Below are 15,570 nucleotides of genomic sequence, written 5' to 3'. Positions count from 1 at the left end.
CTCTGGAAGATTCCGTCGGTTCACTGGACCACCCTTACGAAGACGTTCGCCGCTACAGCAGCGCGGCCCGCGGCCCGTCCGGCTGCTCCAGCCGCCGTTCGAGGATCGAGCGCGCGATCTCGGAGGCCTCGGTCTCGGTGAGCCGGCGGAAGCCGTCGTCGGTGATCACGGTGACGATGGGATAGATCCGGCGGGCGACATCGGGACCGCCGGTCGCCGAGTCGTCGTCTGCCGCGTCGTAGAGCGCCTGGATCACGAGCGTCGTGGCCTCGGCCTCACTGAGGTCGTCCCGGAACAGCTTCTTCATCGCACCGCGCGCGAAGATCGACCCGGAACCCGTGGCCGCGAAGTTCAGCTCCTCGGAGCGGCCACCGGTGACGTCATAGGAGAAGATGCGGCCCTTGCCGCGGTCCACGTCGTACCCGGCGAACAGCGGCACCACCGCCAGGCCCTGCATGGCCATGCCGAGGTTGGAACGGATCATCGTCGACAGCCGGTTCGCCTTGCCCTCCAGGGACAGCTGCGCACCCTCGACCTTCTCGAAGTGCTCCAGCTCCAACTGGAACAGCTTCACCATCTCGACGGCCAGGCCCGCCGTGCCGGCGATCCCCACCGCCGAGTACTCGTCGGCCGGGAAGACCTTCTCGATGTCCCGCTGCGCGATGACGTTGCCCATGGTGGCCCGCCGGTCACCGGCGAGGACCACACCCCCGGGAAACGTCACGGCGACGATCGTGGTGCCGTGCGGCGCCTCGATCACGCCCTGGGTGGGGGGCAGTTGCCGGTTGCCGGGCAGGATCTCCGGCTGGTGCTCGGACAGGAAGTCCATGAAGGAGGAGGACCCTGGCGTCAGGAAGGCAGCTGGTAGACGCCCGGTGCTACGAGTGTTGGCTTCCACGCGATTCCTTCCAAGTAAGCGGCGGCCCGGCGGACGGCGTCGGGATCGTCTCCCAACTTGCCGATGGCCGAATTGCAGTTGAAGCACAGTACGCCACGGACCCTACCCGTCTTGTGGCAGTGATCCACATGGGCGGCCGGGGCCTTTAGGCAGATGATGCAGAGCCCCATCTGGGAGGCGACCATGTCGTCCCGCTCGGCTTCGGTGAGGCCGTAGTGGCGCTTCAGGTGACCTGCCCGACCCTTCACCGCCTTGCAGGCTTTACAGAGGGTCGCCAGGCCGTCCGAAGCGCTACTGTTCCGCGTCCACTCACTGTGCGGCTTGATCTCACCACAGGTGCGGCAGTACTTATGCCCTTCGGGCACTTCCACCCTGGGCCGAATGTTGCGCCCCTTGGCCACCTGCCTCTGCTGGTGGTAAGCGGCCGCACATTCTCGGCAGTAAGCCTGTAAGCCGTCACGCATGGACTCGTTCTTGGCGAACGCTGCTCGCGGCTTCTGCTGCTTGCACCGCGAGCAGCGCCTCACGCCTTCTTCACCATCCAAGCCGAACATCCCCCGCAGCCTCAGATTCGAAGGCTACTGGCCGCCTTTCTGAACGAAACTCCGAACGAAGTCCTCTGCGTTCTCCTCGAGTACGTCGTCGATCTCGTCCAGAACCGAGTCCACGTCGTCGTTCAGTTTCTCCTGACGCTCCTTGAGGTCCTCGGAGCCCTGCGCGTCCTGCGCCTGCTCCTCGACCTCCTCGGTGGACCGGGTGGCCTTCTGCTGTCCGCCGCCGGTGTCCTTGGTCGCCATATCCCTCACCCCGCTCGGTTCGCCCGACACAGTTGCTCGGTCAAGATCAGACCCTACTCGCCGGGTCTGACAATGGCCCCGCAGTTGCTCCAACGTACGGGGACCATCTCGATGATTCCCGGACCAGGGCTTTTCCACCCTGCCCGGCCGGTTCCCGACGAGTACCCGCTCAACGCGTTCACCCGCCCGAAAGCACCCTGACCAGGTCTTCCGCGGTGCGGCAGCGGTCCAGGAGCTCCTTGACGTGATTACGCGTTCCGCGAAGCGGTTCCAGGGTTGGGACGCGCTGCAGCGAGTCCCGGCCCGGCAGGTCGAAGATCACCGAGTCCCAGGAGGCCGCCGCCACGTCGTCCGCGTACTGCTCCAGGCAGCGCCCGCGGAAATAGGCGCGGGTGTCCTCGGGCGGCACCGTGCGGGCCCGCTCGACGTCCGCGTCGGTCAGCAGTCGCTTCATGCGCCCGCGGGCCACCAGACGGTTGTAGAGGCCCTTCTCGGGCCGCACGTCGGCGTACTGGAGGTCGACCAGGTGCAGTCGGGCGGCGTCCCAGTCGAGGGTGTCCCGGCGCCGGTAGCCCTCCATGAGCTCCCGCTTGGCGACCCAGTCCAGCTCACCGGCCAGACTCATCGGGTCGTGCTCCAGACGGGTGAGGGTGTCCTCCCAGCGGGACAGGACGTCCTTGGTCTGGTCGTCGGCGTCGGCGCCGTACCGCTCCTCCACGTACTTGCGCGCCAGCTCGTAGTACTCCATCTGCAGCTGGACCGCCGTGAGCGTGCGGCCGCTGCGGAGTGTGATCAGGCGTTTGAGGGACGGGTCGTGCGAGACCTGGTGGAGGGTGCGGACGGGCTGGTCGACGGCCAGGTCGACGGCGATGAAACCGTCCTCGATCATCGACAGCACCAGCGCGGTCGTGCCCAGCTTGAGGTAGGTCGAGATCTCCGACAGGTTCGCGTCGCCGATGATCACGTGCAGGCGGCGGTACCTCTCGGCGTCCGCGTGGGGCTCGTCACGGGTGTTGATGATGGGGCGCTTGAGCGTCGTCTCGAGGCCGACCTCGACCTCGAAGTAGTCGGCCCGCTGGCTGAGCTGGAAGCCGTGCTCGTGCCCGTCCTGGCCGATGCCGACGCGGCCCGCTCCGGCGAACACCTGGCGGGAGACGAAGAACGGGGTGAGGTGGCGCACGATGTCCGAGAAGGGGGTCTCCCGCTTCATCAGGTAGTTCTCGTGCGTGCCGTAGGACGCGCCCTTGTTGTCGGTGTTGTTTTTGTACAGGTGGATCGGTTGGGCACCGGGCAGCTGGGCGGCCCGTTCCGCGGCTTCGGCCATGATCCGTTCGCCGGCCTTGTCCCAGAGGACGGCGTCGCGGGGGTTGGTCACCTCGGGGGAGCTGTACTCGGGGTGTGCGTGGTCGACGTAGAGCCGTGCGCCGTTGGTGAGGATCACGTTGGCCAGGCCGATGTCCTCGTCGGTGAGCTGGCTGGAGTCGGCGGCCTCGCGGGCGAGATCGAAGCCTCGCGCGTCCCGCAGCGGATTCTCCTCCTCGAAGTCCCAGCGGGCCCGGCGGGCCCGGTGCATCGCCGCCGCGTAGGCGTTCACGATCTGGGACGAGGTGAGCATGGCATTGGCGTTGGGGTGGCCGGGGACGGAGATCCCGTACTCCGTCTCGATGCCCATTACTCGCCGTACGGTCATGCGGCCCTCCTTGCCCGGCGGCGCCCTCGGTCGTGGGCGCCGCTCAGATACCGCTGGCGCTCGGTTGCGTGTGCGGTGCCCGTCCCCGCACTGCGCGACGTGGCGGTATGCAAGAGCCTAGAACGCCTTTGCGCTGGTGGGGAGATCATTTGCGTCATTGCGTTGCTCCAGCCGTGGCCTGAAAAACAGTCGGCTGCGGGTACCCGTCGAGGGCACCCGCAGCCGCCCTGCCTTTTACAGGTACTGACCGGTGTTCGCCACCGTGTCGATGGAGCGTCCGGTGTCCGCGCCCTGCTTTCCGGTGATGAGCGTACGGATGTACACGATCCGTTCGCCCTTCTTTCCGGAGATCCGGGCCCAGTCGTCCGGGTTGGTGGTGTTGGGCAGGTCCTCGTTCTCCTTGAACTCGTCCACGCAGGCTTGGAGGAGGTGGGAGACGCGGAGGCCCTTCTGGTTCTTCTCGAGGAAGTCCTTGATCGCCATCTTCTTGGCGCGGCCGACGATGTTCTCGATCATGGCGCCGGAATTGAAGTCCTTGAAGTAGAGGACTTCCTTGTCACCGTTGGCGTAGGTGACCTCCAAGAAGCGGTTCTCCTCGGATTCGGCGTACATGTGTTCCACAGCCGTCTGGATCATGCTCTGGACCGTGGAGGCCTTGGAGCCGCTGTGCTCGGCGAGGTCGTCGCCGTGCAGCGGGAGGCGCTCGGTGAGGTACTTGCCGAAGATGTCCTTGGCCGCCTCGGCGTCCGGACGCTCGATCTTGATCTTCACGTCGAGTCGGCCGGGCCGGAGGATGGCCGGGTCGATCATGTCCTCGCGGTTGGAGGCGCCGATCACGACCACGTTCTGCAGGCCCTCCACGCCGTCGATCTCGGCGAGCAGCTGCGGGACGATGGTGTTCTCCACGTCCGAGCTGACGCCGGAGCCACGGGTGCGGAAGAGGGACTCCATCTCGTCGAAGAAGACGATGACGGGGGTGCCCTCGCTGGCCTTCTCACGGGCCCGCTGGAAGACGAGGCGGATCTGCCGCTCCGTCTCACCGACGTACTTGTTGAGGAGCTCGGGGCCCTTGATGTTGAGGAAGAAGCTCTTGCCGGCGGCCTGGCCGGTCACTTCGGCGACCTTTTTGGCCAGTGAGTTGGCCACGGCCTTGGCGATGAGCGTCTTGCCGCATCCGGGGGGCCCGTAGAGCAGGACACCCTTCGGTGGCCGCAGTTCGTGCTCCTTGAACAGGTCCGGGTAGAGGTACGGCAGCTCGACCGCGTCGCGGATGGCCTCGATCTGGCCGCCGAGACCGCCGATCTGCTCGTAGCCGATGTCGGGGACCTCTTCGAGGACGAGTTCCTCGACCTCGCTCTTCGGAACGATCTCGTAAACGTAGCCCGAGCGGGGTTCGAGCAGCAGGGCGTCACCGGGGCGGATGTTCACGTCCAGCAGTGGCTCGGCGAGCCGTACCACCCGCTCCTCGTCGGTGTGCCCGAGCACGAGGGCCCGCTCGCCGTCCTCGAGGATCTCCTTGAGGGTGACGATGTCACCGACGCGCTCGTACTCCATGGCCTCGACCACGTTGAGCGCTTCGTTGAGCATTACTTCCTGGCCGCGCCGGAGCTCTTCGAGCTCGACGCTGGGGCTGACGTTCACCCTGAGCTTTCGACCGCCGGTGAAGATGTCGGCGGTGCCGTCCTCGTTGGCCGTCAGGAAGACACCGAAGCCGGCCGGCGGCTGTGCGAGCCGGTCGACTTCTTCCTTGAGAGCCACAATCTGGTCACGGGCCTCACGGAGCGTGTTGGCGAGTCGCTCGTTCTGCGCGGACACGCCGGCCAGATTGGTCTGCAGCTCGACGATCCGCTCTTCGAGAATCCTCGTGTGTCGCGGAGAGTCGGCGAGCTTGCGTCGCAGGACGGCGATCTCCTGCTCAAGGTAGGCGATCTGCCCGGCCGGGTCGTCGGACCCGCGTCCCGGGCGGATGCCGCGGTTCATGTCGTCGTCGTGGGCTGCCACGGTCCTCACCTCCTCCAAGGGGAGCTGGACGCTTCCAGACCCTACCTGGGCGGGTGTCGATTGAAACCCCTAGATCACAAAGACGGTCGGGGTGTGTCCGATCTTCACCCTTGCGCTCTCCCTCACGCCAGGGGAATACCCAGCGAACATGATTGGAACCCAGCCGAGGGTAGGGTCGAACTGTTCAACACCCGCCGGAGCTGGCCGGATTCCCGGCGCGGCTCGGCGGAGAAACGGCAGGAGAGATGAGCGTGCAGCAGGCGGCCGGGGCCGACGGCGAGGAGCTGGAGGTCTGGATCGACCAGGACCTGTGTACCGGTGACGGCATCTGCGCCCAGTACGCGCCCGAGGTGTTCGAGCTGGACATCGACGGTCTGGCCTATGTGAAGAGCGCCGACGACGAGTTGCTCCAGGGCAGGGGCGCGACAACGCCCGTTCCGCTCCCGCTCCTCACGGACGTGATCGACTCCGCGAAGGAGTGTCCGGGCGAGTGCATCCACGTACGTCGGGTTTCGGACAGGGCCGAGGTATTCGGACCGGACGCAGAGTGACCACTTCTCTACGTACCGTTATTACTGTCTGATATCTCACACGCTTCGGCTCACGCGCCTCACACGCTGCGGGCCCCGGCCGGAGTGGAGCGGACGAACGAGCCGTTCTGCCAACGCCATTTCGCGTCGCTCTTCTCGTCGGGACAGCAACGCGGCACGTCGGCAGAGGAGTAGCCGAGCAGTGTGGCCGTGACGGCGCCGGAGCGGACGGCGAAGTCGGCGACGGTGGTGCCGTCCTTGGGGTCGAGCAGTGTGGCCACGATCCGTGGCTCGCCGCCGTCGGCGTCGCGCGTGAGGACGTACACGCCGTCCGGCGGGGTGCCCATCGGGGAGTCGCAGTGGACCACGGCGACCGTCTCGGGTCTGCCGTCGCCGTCGAGGTCTCCGAAGGCCCGCTTCTTCACCACGGCCTTCACCGGGCCGCAGTCGAGGGGGAACGTCACCGCGTTCGGGTCGGGTGGAGTCGTGTGCGCCGGAGCGCTCTTGGTCACGGGGGCGGCCGGCTGGGCCGCCGTCGCCGCGCCGGGCTGCAGGACCGAGGAGAAGGCGACGACGCCGGCGACGGCCGTCGCGGTGGTGAGCCAGTGGATGGGACGGGTGTGGGTGTGGGCGAGCTCCGGGACGGCGGAAGACTGCACTAGGAGTGTCTCCTGAGGCTGTGCCGGTGGGGTGGCCAGCATGGTGCCACACGTCACACCGCGAGGGAACGGCGGGGTGTGCATGTCCGCTGCCGGGGAAGTCGGAAGGGTTACGGTTCCTGCCGCTGTGTCAGCGGGCTTGTGCGGTCACGGCACCTATGGCGGCGCGGCACGGGCCGTGACGGTCTTCGTGGCAGGTCAACGGCGTTGCGCGAGGGTTCACCCGGAACGGCAACAGAAAGGCGCCGTGGCGCAGTTCCGGTACGGGCCCGGGAACTGCGCCACAGCGCCTGTGCGTTGACGCGGTGGCGGGTCGGCTCAGCGGGCGGCGCCGCCGTCGGCGTTGGGGCCGGCGTAGTCCTCGCCGTAGGCGCCCTTGGCGGGGCGACGGCGGCGCATGGGCGGCTCGACGCCGTCGGCGAGGCGCCGGGCGGTGAGCAGGAAGCCGGTGTGGCCGATCATGCGGTGGTCCGGGCGGACGGCCAGGCCCTCGATGTGCCAGTTGCGGATCATCGACTCCCAGGCGCTCGGCTCGTTGAAGCAGCCGATCTCGCGGATGGACTCGACGGTCCGGGCGAGCTGGGTGGTGGTCGCCACGTAGCAGCACAGGATGCCGCCGGGCACGAGTGCCTTGGAGACGGCCTCCAGGCACTCCCAGGGGGCGAGCATGTCGAGGATGACGCGGTCGACGTCGGCGTCGGACAGGTTGTCCTGGAGGTCGCCGACGGTGAGCTGCCAGGCGGGGTGCGGGCCGCCGAAGTAGCGCTCCACGTTCGCCTGGGCGATCTCGGCGAAGTCCGCCCGGCGCTCGTAGCTGTGCAGCATGCCCTGGTCGCCGATGGCCCGCAGCAGGAAGCTGCTGAGCGAGCCGGAGCCGACGCCGGCTTCCACGACGCGCGCGCCGGGGAAGATGTCGGCGAAGGCCAGGATCTGCCCCGCGTCCTTGGGGTAGACCACGGCGGCGCCGCGGGGCATGGACAGGACGTAGTCGGGGAGCAGGGGGCGCAGCGCGAGGTAGGCGACGTTTCCGGTGGTGCGGACAACGCTGCCCTCGGGAGCACCGATCAGTTCGTCGTGGGGGAAGGAACCCTTGTGGGTGTGGAAGTTCTTCCCGGCCTCGAGCGTGAACGTGTAGTGGCGGCCCTTGGGGTCGGTCAGCTGAACCTGGTCCCCGACCTTGAAGGGCCCGCGCCTGCGGGCGGCACCGGTCGGTTCGGACATGTGACCAGCCTACCGGCCCCGGAGAGGGCCACCGACCACTAGGACGGCCTCGCCATCGCCTTGACGAAGGCGCGCTCCACGTCGGCCGCCGACAGGACACCGTAGATCTCGCCGGTCTCCTCCACCACCAGGTACTCCGTGGCGGGGGTGGCGCGCAGGGCGTCCAGGAGTTCCTCGCCCGACAGTTCCGCCGAGACGCGCATGCCGTCGGTGAGGTCCTGGGCGAGGCCGCTGACGGCGACCCAGGGGCGGCGGTGCTCGGGCACGCCGGCGATGGCGGCCTCGCGGACGAGGGAGACGGGGCTGCCGTTCGCGTCGACGACGACCAGGGCGCGGGCGCCGGCGGAGTTGGCTCGGCGCAGGGCCTCCGAGAGGGGGGTGTGGGACTCGACCGGGACGGCACGGCGGGTGAGCGCACGGGCGCGCAGTTCGGGGAGGTGCTCGCGCAGGCGGGCCATGCGCAGGCTGTTGCCGGCGCCGGTCCAGATGATCGCGGCGAGGATGGCGGCGAGCAGGGCGTCGAGGACGGTGTCCATGCCGACGTTGTCGACGGCGTCGGTGCCGAGGGCACCGGACTGGGTCAGCAGGGGCAGTCCGATGAGCACGCAGACGGCGAGGGCGCGGCCGACCCAGGCGGCGGCGATGGTGCCCTTCATCGGCTTGCCGGTGATCTTCCACACGACGGCGCGGAGCATGCGTCCGCCGTCGAGGGGCAGGCCGGGCAGGAGGTTGAACGCCGCCACGATGAGGTTGGAGAACATGAGGCCCGCGAGCAGGAAGCCCGGGACGGTGCCGGGTTCCACGGCTTGCATGGCGGCGTAGAAGACACCGGCGAGGACGAGGGAGAGCAGGGGCCCGACGAAGGCGAGCACGAATTCCCGGCCGGGGGTCTCGGCCTCCTTCTCGATCTCGGAGACGCCGCCGAAGAACTGGAGCCGGATGCGGCGGACCGGGAGCTTGAAGCGGAGGGCGGCGACCGTGTGCGCGAGTTCGTGGATGAGTACGGAGGCGTAGAAGGCGACCGCGAAGAACAGGGAGACCAGGTAGCGGGCGGCCCCGAGCTCGGGCAGTACGCGCTCCAGCTGTCCGCCGAAGACCCAGGTGATCAGCGCGGCGACGAGGAACCAGCTCGGCGCGACGTACACGGGCACGCCGAAGGGCCGCCCCATGAGCAGCCCGCCCCGCGGCTCGGGCCGCTGGGGGGCGGGGCCCTTGCCGTCGGCGGAGTGCGCGAGGGGACGGTCGCCGTGGGCGGGGGCGGGGGCAGGGGCGCGGCCGGAAGGCTCGTGATCGCCGGAGCCCGGCACCGGGGCCTTGTGCAACCGGCCGGTCTCGGGCCGGCCGGTGGCGGGGGCCGAGTGGGGGCCACTGGCGTAGGCACGGTCGGGGTGCGTGTCGCCCTCCGGCGGGCGACCGTCGTGCTCGCCCCGGGTGGGGGCCGCGGGCGAGCCGTCGGCGGAGGCCCCGGGCGGGCTGTCGGCGGAGGCCCCGGGCGGGCTGTCGGCGGGCGCTCCGTGCGGATGGTCGGCGAAGGCCCCGTGTGAACCGTCGGCGGAAGCCGAATGCGGACCGCCGCTGGACACTCCATGCGGACCGTCCGCTGACGCCTCGTACGGGCCGTCAGCGGACGCCGCGTGCGGACCGCCGCTGGGCGCTCCGTGGGGACCATTCGCCGAAGCCGCATGCGGACCATCCGCCGAAGCCGCGTGCGGACCGCCGGCAGGCGCTCCGTGCGGGCCGTCCGCCGAAGCCGCGTGCGGACCGTCGGCAGGCGCTCCGTGCGGGCCGTCCGCCGAAGCGGCGTGTGGGTTCCCGGCGTAGGCGGTGGGTGGGACATCGGTGGAGGCCGGGGGTTCGGGAGCGGCAGTGGCCGGGGGATCCACAGGGGCCGGGGGTGGGGCGGTGGTGTCGGCGGGCTCGTCGGGGGAGCCGCCGGTGGCGGGGGCCCGGTCCGGGGAGGGGTCGTCGTCGCGGGCGTCCGGCCGGGTTGCCGGTGTGTCCGTCGCCGGGGCGTCGGCGGGGCCGTTGGGCACGACGGGCTCTGTTCCTGGGGTGTGTGCTGCCCGGGTGGGCCGCTCAGGCGTGAAACGCCGCTCGTCTGTGGGCTGTTCGTCGGCGGGGGTCAGGTCGGCGGCCCGGGCCGGAAGCCCCGTGTGGCGCTCGGCCGACTCGTCGTTGCCGGACTGCGGCCGCCCGCGCCCGCCGCTCTCGTCCACCGGTGTCCCCTCGATCGAAGCGTCTCCCGCGCCTGCCGGGCGGGAGGGTCTCGAGTCGATGGTATGCGTCCGTCGAGGTACGTTTCGCCCCGGCACCCCCGGTGTTTCCCGGACCTCCCCTCCCCTCACGGCTTCTGACCTCGCGCACGGCGCGACCGCGACTGGGTCACTGTCAGTGGCGGGCCGTATGGTCTGGGGCATGGAGACGAGCACCGAGGGCGCGGCACAGCCCGACAGCAGCCCGGCCGCGGCGGTGGATCCGCCGGGATCGACCGGGCCCGCGACGGCGGCAGGGGAGACGGTGGAGACGACCGCCCCGGCCGGCCCCGCCGCCATAGCGCCCGCCTCGCTGTCCCCCTCGCGCGCCAGTGACTTCATGCAGTGTCCGCTGCTCTATCGCTTCCGGGTCATCGACCGGTTGCCGGAGAAGCCGAGTGAGGCGGCGACGCGGGGCACGCTGGTGCACGCGGTCCTGGAGCGGCTCTTCGACGCCCCGGCCGCCGAGCGCACGGCGCCCCGGGCCAAGTCCCTGATCCCCGGCCAGTGGGACCGGCTGCGCGAGACGCGGCCGGAGGTGGTGGAGCTGTTCGCCGACGATCCGCAGGGTGAGCGGCTGACTCGCTGGCTGGGCGAGGCGGAGCAGCTCGTCGAGCGCTGGTTCACCCTGGAGGACCCCAGTCGGCTGGAGCCGACCGAGCGGGAGCTGTTCGTCGAGACGGAGCTGGAGTCGGGGCTGCGGCTGCGCGGCATCATCGACCGGGTGGACGTGGCTCCCACGGGCGAGGTCCGGATCGTCGACTACAAGACGGGCAAGGCGCCCCGGCCCGAGTACTCCGAGGGCGCGCTGTTCCAGATGAAGTTCTACGCCCTGGTGGTGTGGCGGCTGAAGAACGTGATCCCCCGGCGGCTCCAGCTGGTGTACCTCGGCAGCGGCCAGGTGCTGACCTACGACCCGGTCCCCGCCGACCTGGAGCGGGTGGAGCGCAAGCTGCTGGCGCTGTGGGAGGCGATCCGGCTGGCCACCGAGACGGGTGAGTGGCGGCCGCGCCCCACGAAGCTGTGCGGCTGGTGCGACCACCAGACCCACTGCCCGGAGTTCGGCGGCACTCCCCCGCCCTATCCGCTGCCGGCGCGCGCGGCGGAGCTGCCGGTGCAGGGGGCCGGTCAGGGCGGGCCCGGCGCCGGCCCCGCCGGTGACGCGGTCGTCGCCGGTGAGGGCGGCTGAGTCCGGCGGGCCCGCGCAGGGCAGAATGGGGCCGGACTAGCGAAGGAGACTTACGTGGCCATCCGCGTCCTATTGGTCGACGACCAGCCGCTGCTCCGTACCGGCTTCCGGATGATCCTGGAGGCCGAGCAGGACCTCGCGGTCGTCGGCGAGGCCGGAGACGGCCTCCAGTCGCTCGACCAGGTGCGGGCCCTGCAGCCCGACGTGGTCCTGATGGACATCCGCATGCCGCGGATGGACGGTGTGGAGGCGACCCGGCAGATCACCGGGCCCGGGCGGGACGGTCCGGCGAAGGTTCTGGTGCTGACCACTTTCGACCTCGATGAGTACGTGGTGGAGGCGCTGCGTGCCGGGGCCAGCGGGTTTCTGCTCAAGGACGCGCCCGCCGATGAGCTGGTGCAGGCCATCCGGGTCGTGGCCGCGGGTGAGGCGATGCTCGCGCCGAGCATCACGCGCCGGCTGCTCGACAAGTACGCCACGCATCTGCCGTCGGGTGACGAGCCGGTGCCGGACACGCTGCACACGCTCACCGACCGCGAGGTCGAGGTGCTGAAGCTGGTGGCGCGCGGGCTGTCCAACGCCGAGATCGCCGCGGACCTGTTCGTCAGCGAGACGACGGTCAAGACGCACGTCGGACACGTGCTGACCAAGCTGGGTCTGCGCGACCGTGTGCAGGCCGCGGTGTACGCGTACGAGAGTGGGCTGGTGCGCCCCGGCGCGCAGTAGCGCCCCGGTCGGCCGACACACGAGAGGGCGCCCCCGCCGAGCGGGAGGCGCCCTTCTCCACACCGCTGCGTCAGCTACCGACGCGTCAGGCGTCCTTGCTGAGCTCCCAGAAGCGGAATACCGTCGACGCGTCGAGGCAGTACTCCAGGCCGTAGACGCTGTCGCGGACGACCGCGTACTGCTTGGCCTGCCACACCGGCAGGACGGGGAGTTCGGCGGCGACGATGTCCTGCAGTTCGCCGTACTCCTTGTCCGTGGCGGCCCGGTTGGTCAGGGCGGCGGTGCGCGGGATGAGCGAACCGGTGATCGTGTCGTTGGCGTAGTTGTTGCTCAGCACGTTGCCCTTGCCGAAGAAGGGGGCCGTGAAGTTGTCGGCGTCCGGGTAGTCCGGCACCCAGCCCTTCACGTACACGCCGTACTTGCCGGCGGCGATGTCCTTCTCGTACTGGCCGAACGGGACGGATTTGACGTTCGCGTCGAACAGGCCGCTGGCGTTGAGCTGGCCGGCGATGGCGGTCAGCTCCTGGTCGGTGGCGGGGCCGTAGCGGGACGGGGTCGACCAGAGGGTCAGCTTCACCTTGCCTGTGATGCCGTCCTCGCGCAGCGCGGCCTGGGCCTTGGACCGGGAGGGGCGGGCGCCGTAGGTGTCGAAGAAGGCCGTGTTGTGGCCGGCGATGCCCGCCGGGATGATCGAGTACAGCGGGGTGGCGGTGCCCTGGTAGACGTCCTTGATGAGGGCCTCGCGGTCGAGCAGGTGGGCGATGGCCTTGCGGACGCCGAGCTTTCCGGCGACCGGGTCGTCCATGTTGAACACCAGGTGCTGGACCTCGGCGCTGCTGCCCTCGACGACCTCGACGCCGCCGGTGCCGTCGTCGGCCTTCTCGGTGTCCGCGATGTCGCCGGCGGTGAGACCGCGGTAGGCGATGTCGACGTCGCCCTTCTGGATGGCCTGTTTCAGGGCCGTCTGGTCACCGTCGAAGAAGGTGAGCGTCACGCCGGTGTTGTTCACCTCGGCGGTGCCCTTGTAGTTCTCGTTGACGGAGAAGACCGCCTGCCCGTCGTCGAACGAGTCGAGCTTGTAGGGGCCGGAGCCGACCGCCTCGCCGTCCTTGCGGAGGCCGTCCGGGTCGTACTGGCTGTGGTCGACGATGGAGCCGGCGCCTGAGGCGATCTTGCTCGGGAAGGTGGCGTCGGCCGTGTTGAGCCGGAAGACGACCGTCTTCTCGTCCGGCGTCTCGACCTTCTCCAGCATGGGGAACATGATCGCGGGCCCGTCGGGGTCGTTGATCTTCAGCATGCGGTCGAAGGAGAACTTGACGTCCTTCGAGGTGAGTTCGTTGCCGTTGCTGAACTTGAGGCCGTCCTTCAGCGTGCACGTGTAGACCGTGGTCCGCGTGTCGGTGAAGGAGCAGGTCTCGGCGGCCTCCGGCTGAGGTTCCGTGGCGCCCTTGGGGAAGCTCAGCAGGGACTGGAAGACGTTGTTGAACAACAGCCAGGAGCCGGGGTCGTAGCCGGAGGCCGGGTCCGTGGCCAGGATGTCGTCGGACATCCCCACCACCACGTTGGAGCCGTCCCCCGCGGAGTCTCCGCTCTCCGTGCCACAGCCGGTCAGCAGTCCGGAGGCGAGGCCCGCCACGATGGGCAGAGCCGGCCACTGGTTGCGTATCTTCACGTGTGTGCCTTGTCGTCGGTTCTCGAGAACCCCCGGAGCGTGTTCCTGGCTCCGGGGCACGGCTCCCCGGGGTCTCGGTCAGGGGCCCCGGGGATCCAGCGGGTCCGTCAGCCGCTCACACCCCGCCCGAGTTCCCACAGCTGGAGCGTCGAGGCGGAGTTGAGGGCGTACGCGGTACCCGTGATGTCGTCGCGCGCGGCGACGTACTGCTTGCCCTGCCACAGGGGCAGCATCGGCACGTCACTCGCGACGATGTCCTGAATGTCCGTCAGGCTGGTGGAGGCGGACAGTCGGTCGGCCTCGCGGCGGGACTCCGGGATCAGGGTGTTGCGGATCTGCCGGTTGTCGTACGGCGAGCCGAGGGTGTTGTCGGCGTCGAGGAACGGTGCGAGGAAGTTGTCGGCGTCCGGGAAGTCGGGGAACCAGCCCATGCCGTAGACGTCGTACTCGCCCTTCTTCTCGGCCGGGCGGAACGTGTCCCACGGGGTGCCCTTGATGCCGACCTCGAACAGCCCGCTGGAGTTCAGCTGGTCGCGCAGGACCTCGAACTCCTTCTTGGTGGCGGGGCCGTAGTGGTCGGTCGTGTAGTGCAGCGTGAGCTTCACCGGGGTGGTGATGTTCGCCTGGTTGAGCAGGGAGCGGGCCTTGGTGACGCTCGGCTCGCCGTACTTGTTGAAGAACGAGTTGGAGTGGCCCGTGACGCTGGCCGGGACGAGCGAGTACAGCGGCTCGGCCTGGGAGCCGTAGACCTTGGAGACCAGCGCGCTGCGGTTGACGACCTGGGCCATCGCCTGGCGTACGGCCTTGGACTTCACCGTCGGGGCGTCGGTGTTGAAGCCCAGGTAGCGGATCTCCAGGCCGGGCATCTCGACGAGGTCGACGTCGGTGTCCGCGTCGCTCGAGAGCTCGCGGATCTGGTCGGGCGACATGGCGCGGGTCATCAGGTCGATGTCGCCCTCGTCCAGGGCCTTGCCCATGGCGTCGGCGTCCTTGTAGGAGACCATGTCGACCTTGTCGTTGTTCACCTCGAGGGTCCCCCGGTACTCGGGGTTCTTGGTGAACTCGGCCTTGACTAGCTCGCCGTTCTCGACGTCGGCCTTGAGGGTGTACGGGCCGGAGCCGTCCAGCTCGAAGCCGTCGCGCAGCTTGTTCTTCGGGTAGTCGTCGGGGTTGACGATGCCCGCGACCGGGGTCGACAGCTTGTACGGGAAGGTCGCGTCGGCGGTCTTGAGGTGGAAGATGACCTCGCGGTCGCCCTGCGTCTCGACGGTGTCGACGGTGGACAGCAGTGCGAACACGCCGCTGTCGGCCTTGAGGGAGCGGGCGCGGTCGATGGAGTACTTCACGTCGGCCGCGGTGATGGAGTCGCCGTTGGCGAACTTCAGGCCGTCGCGCAGGGTGCAGGCGTAGCGCTCGTTGCCGGTGTCGGTGAAGCCGCAGCGCTCGGCGGCCTCCGGTACCGGCTCGCCCTCGCCGCGCGGCTGGATCATCAGGGTCTGCACGGTCTGGCGCAGGATGTTCCAGGTGCCGACGTCGTAGGCGTACGCCGGGTCGAGGGGCGCCGGGGCGTCCTTCGAAGCGGTGAACCGGTCCGTGGTGCCGACGACGATCGCGCCGCTGTCGCCGCTCCCGCTGCCGGACCCGCCGCAGGCGGCGAGCACCGGCGCGAGCAGGCCGATCACGGCCGGCAGCACCAAAGTCTTGCGGTTCATGCTCGAGTTTCTCCAGAGCTGTCGACTCCGTGTACCCGGCATGCAGGGGTGGCGCAGCGGATCACGGGGGTGGGGCGATGTTCTCGCGACGAGATTAGTCGGGGCCGGCAGGAGGGTTCGCAACGGCCGGAGTTGAGCACCCATCACGCTGCGGAACCGGGTGCGGACACACCGAAAACCCGACAGCGGAAGCTTTGGTGCAGCGTTTCATCAATCGGGACAC

At 69.4% G+C, this 15,570-nt stretch carries 13 protein-coding genes; 3 read left to right on the top strand and 10 right to left on the bottom strand.

All coding sequences use genetic code 11. From position 1 onward, the window contains the following. Positions 1–52 precede the first annotated feature (52 nt). The 5 genes from prcB to arc form a co-directional block, all read right to left on the bottom strand. A complete protein-coding gene (gene prcB, locus ABTX62_RS28505) occupies positions 53–898 on the bottom strand; it encodes a proteasome subunit beta (RefSeq protein ID WP_283971743.1) in 846 nt (281 codons plus the stop codon). Further along, entirely contained in the window at positions 850–1,452 is a 603-nt protein-coding gene (locus tag ABTX62_RS28500) for an endonuclease VII domain-containing protein (protein WP_352118868.1), read from the bottom strand. Before ABTX62_RS28500 ends, prcB begins: the two co-directional genes overlap by 49 nt. Positions 1,453–1,476: 24 nt before the next feature. Continuing rightward, a complete protein-coding gene (locus tag ABTX62_RS28495; RefSeq protein WP_283971741.1) occupies positions 1,477–1,695 on the bottom strand; it encodes a ubiquitin-like protein Pup in 219 nt (72 codons plus the stop codon). Between the two features lie 178 nt (positions 1,696–1,873). After that, complete coding sequence (gene dop, locus ABTX62_RS28490; protein WP_352118867.1) at positions 1,874–3,385, bottom strand: depupylase/deamidase Dop; 1,512 nt, start codon at positions 3,383–3,385, stop codon at positions 1,874–1,876. 234 nt (positions 3,386–3,619) lie between these two features. After that, a complete protein-coding gene (gene arc, locus ABTX62_RS28485) occupies positions 3,620–5,386 on the bottom strand; it encodes a proteasome ATPase (RefSeq protein WP_352118866.1) in 1,767 nt (588 codons plus the stop codon). Between the two features lie 245 nt (positions 5,387–5,631). Between arc and ABTX62_RS28480 the strand changes: the two genes are divergently transcribed. Further along, the gene (locus tag ABTX62_RS28480; protein ID WP_352118865.1) at positions 5,632–5,937 is read left to right on the top strand and encodes a ferredoxin; all 306 of its coding nucleotides are present in this window, start codon (positions 5,632–5,634) and stop codon (positions 5,935–5,937) included. Positions 5,938–5,996: 59 nt separating this feature from the next. On the opposite strand, the gene ABTX62_RS28475 is transcribed toward ABTX62_RS28480, so the two are convergent. From ABTX62_RS28475 to ABTX62_RS28465, 3 genes are all read right to left on the bottom strand, one after another. Then, positions 5,997–6,575 carry a hypothetical protein gene (locus ABTX62_RS28475; protein ID WP_352118864.1) on the bottom strand — a complete coding sequence of 193 codons (579 nt, stop codon included), beginning with the start codon at positions 6,573–6,575 and terminating at the stop codon, positions 5,997–5,999. A 318-nt stretch (positions 6,576–6,893) separates the two neighbouring features. Next, positions 6,894–7,796 carry a tRNA (adenine-N1)-methyltransferase gene (locus tag ABTX62_RS28470; RefSeq protein ID WP_142164913.1) on the bottom strand — a complete coding sequence of 301 codons (903 nt, stop codon included), beginning with the start codon at positions 7,794–7,796 and terminating at the stop codon, positions 6,894–6,896. Positions 7,797–7,834: 38 nt separating this feature from the next. Beyond that, positions 7,835–9,379 carry a site-2 protease family protein gene (locus ABTX62_RS28465; RefSeq protein ID WP_352118863.1) on the bottom strand — a complete coding sequence of 515 codons (1,545 nt, stop codon included), beginning with the start codon at positions 9,377–9,379 and terminating at the stop codon, positions 7,835–7,837. Between the two features lie 832 nt (positions 9,380–10,211). On the opposite strand from ABTX62_RS28465, the gene ABTX62_RS28460 reads away from it, so the two are divergent. Both ABTX62_RS28460 and ABTX62_RS28455 read left to right on the top strand, forming a co-directional pair. Beyond that, positions 10,212–11,237: a RecB family exonuclease gene (locus ABTX62_RS28460; RefSeq protein WP_352118862.1), complete on the top strand. Its 1,026-nt coding sequence runs from the start codon at positions 10,212–10,214 to the stop codon at positions 11,235–11,237. 54 nt (positions 11,238–11,291) lie between these two features. After that, positions 11,292–11,963 (top strand): response regulator, encoded by a 672-nt coding sequence (locus ABTX62_RS28455; protein ID WP_352118861.1) that lies wholly within the window; start codon positions 11,292–11,294, stop codon positions 11,961–11,963. 85 nt (positions 11,964–12,048) lie between these two features. On the opposite strand, the gene ABTX62_RS28450 is transcribed toward ABTX62_RS28455, so the two are convergent. Both ABTX62_RS28450 and ABTX62_RS28445 read right to left on the bottom strand, forming a co-directional pair. After that, a complete protein-coding gene (locus ABTX62_RS28450; protein WP_352118860.1) occupies positions 12,049–13,635 on the bottom strand; it encodes an ABC transporter substrate-binding protein in 1,587 nt (528 codons plus the stop codon). Positions 13,636–13,742: 107 nt separating this feature from the next. Next, complete coding sequence (locus ABTX62_RS28445) at positions 13,743–15,347, bottom strand: ABC transporter substrate-binding protein (RefSeq protein ID WP_352118859.1); 1,605 nt, start codon at positions 15,345–15,347, stop codon at positions 13,743–13,745. Between the last annotated feature and the right edge of the window lie 223 nt (positions 15,348–15,570).

It is taken from the genome of Streptomyces sp. NPDC096046 (assembly GCF_040303285.1).
Lineage (GTDB): Bacteria > Actinomycetota > Actinomycetes > Streptomycetales > Streptomycetaceae > Streptomyces.
Note: the sequence above shows the minus strand (reverse complement) of the source record. Positions and strands in the feature narration are given on the sequence as shown.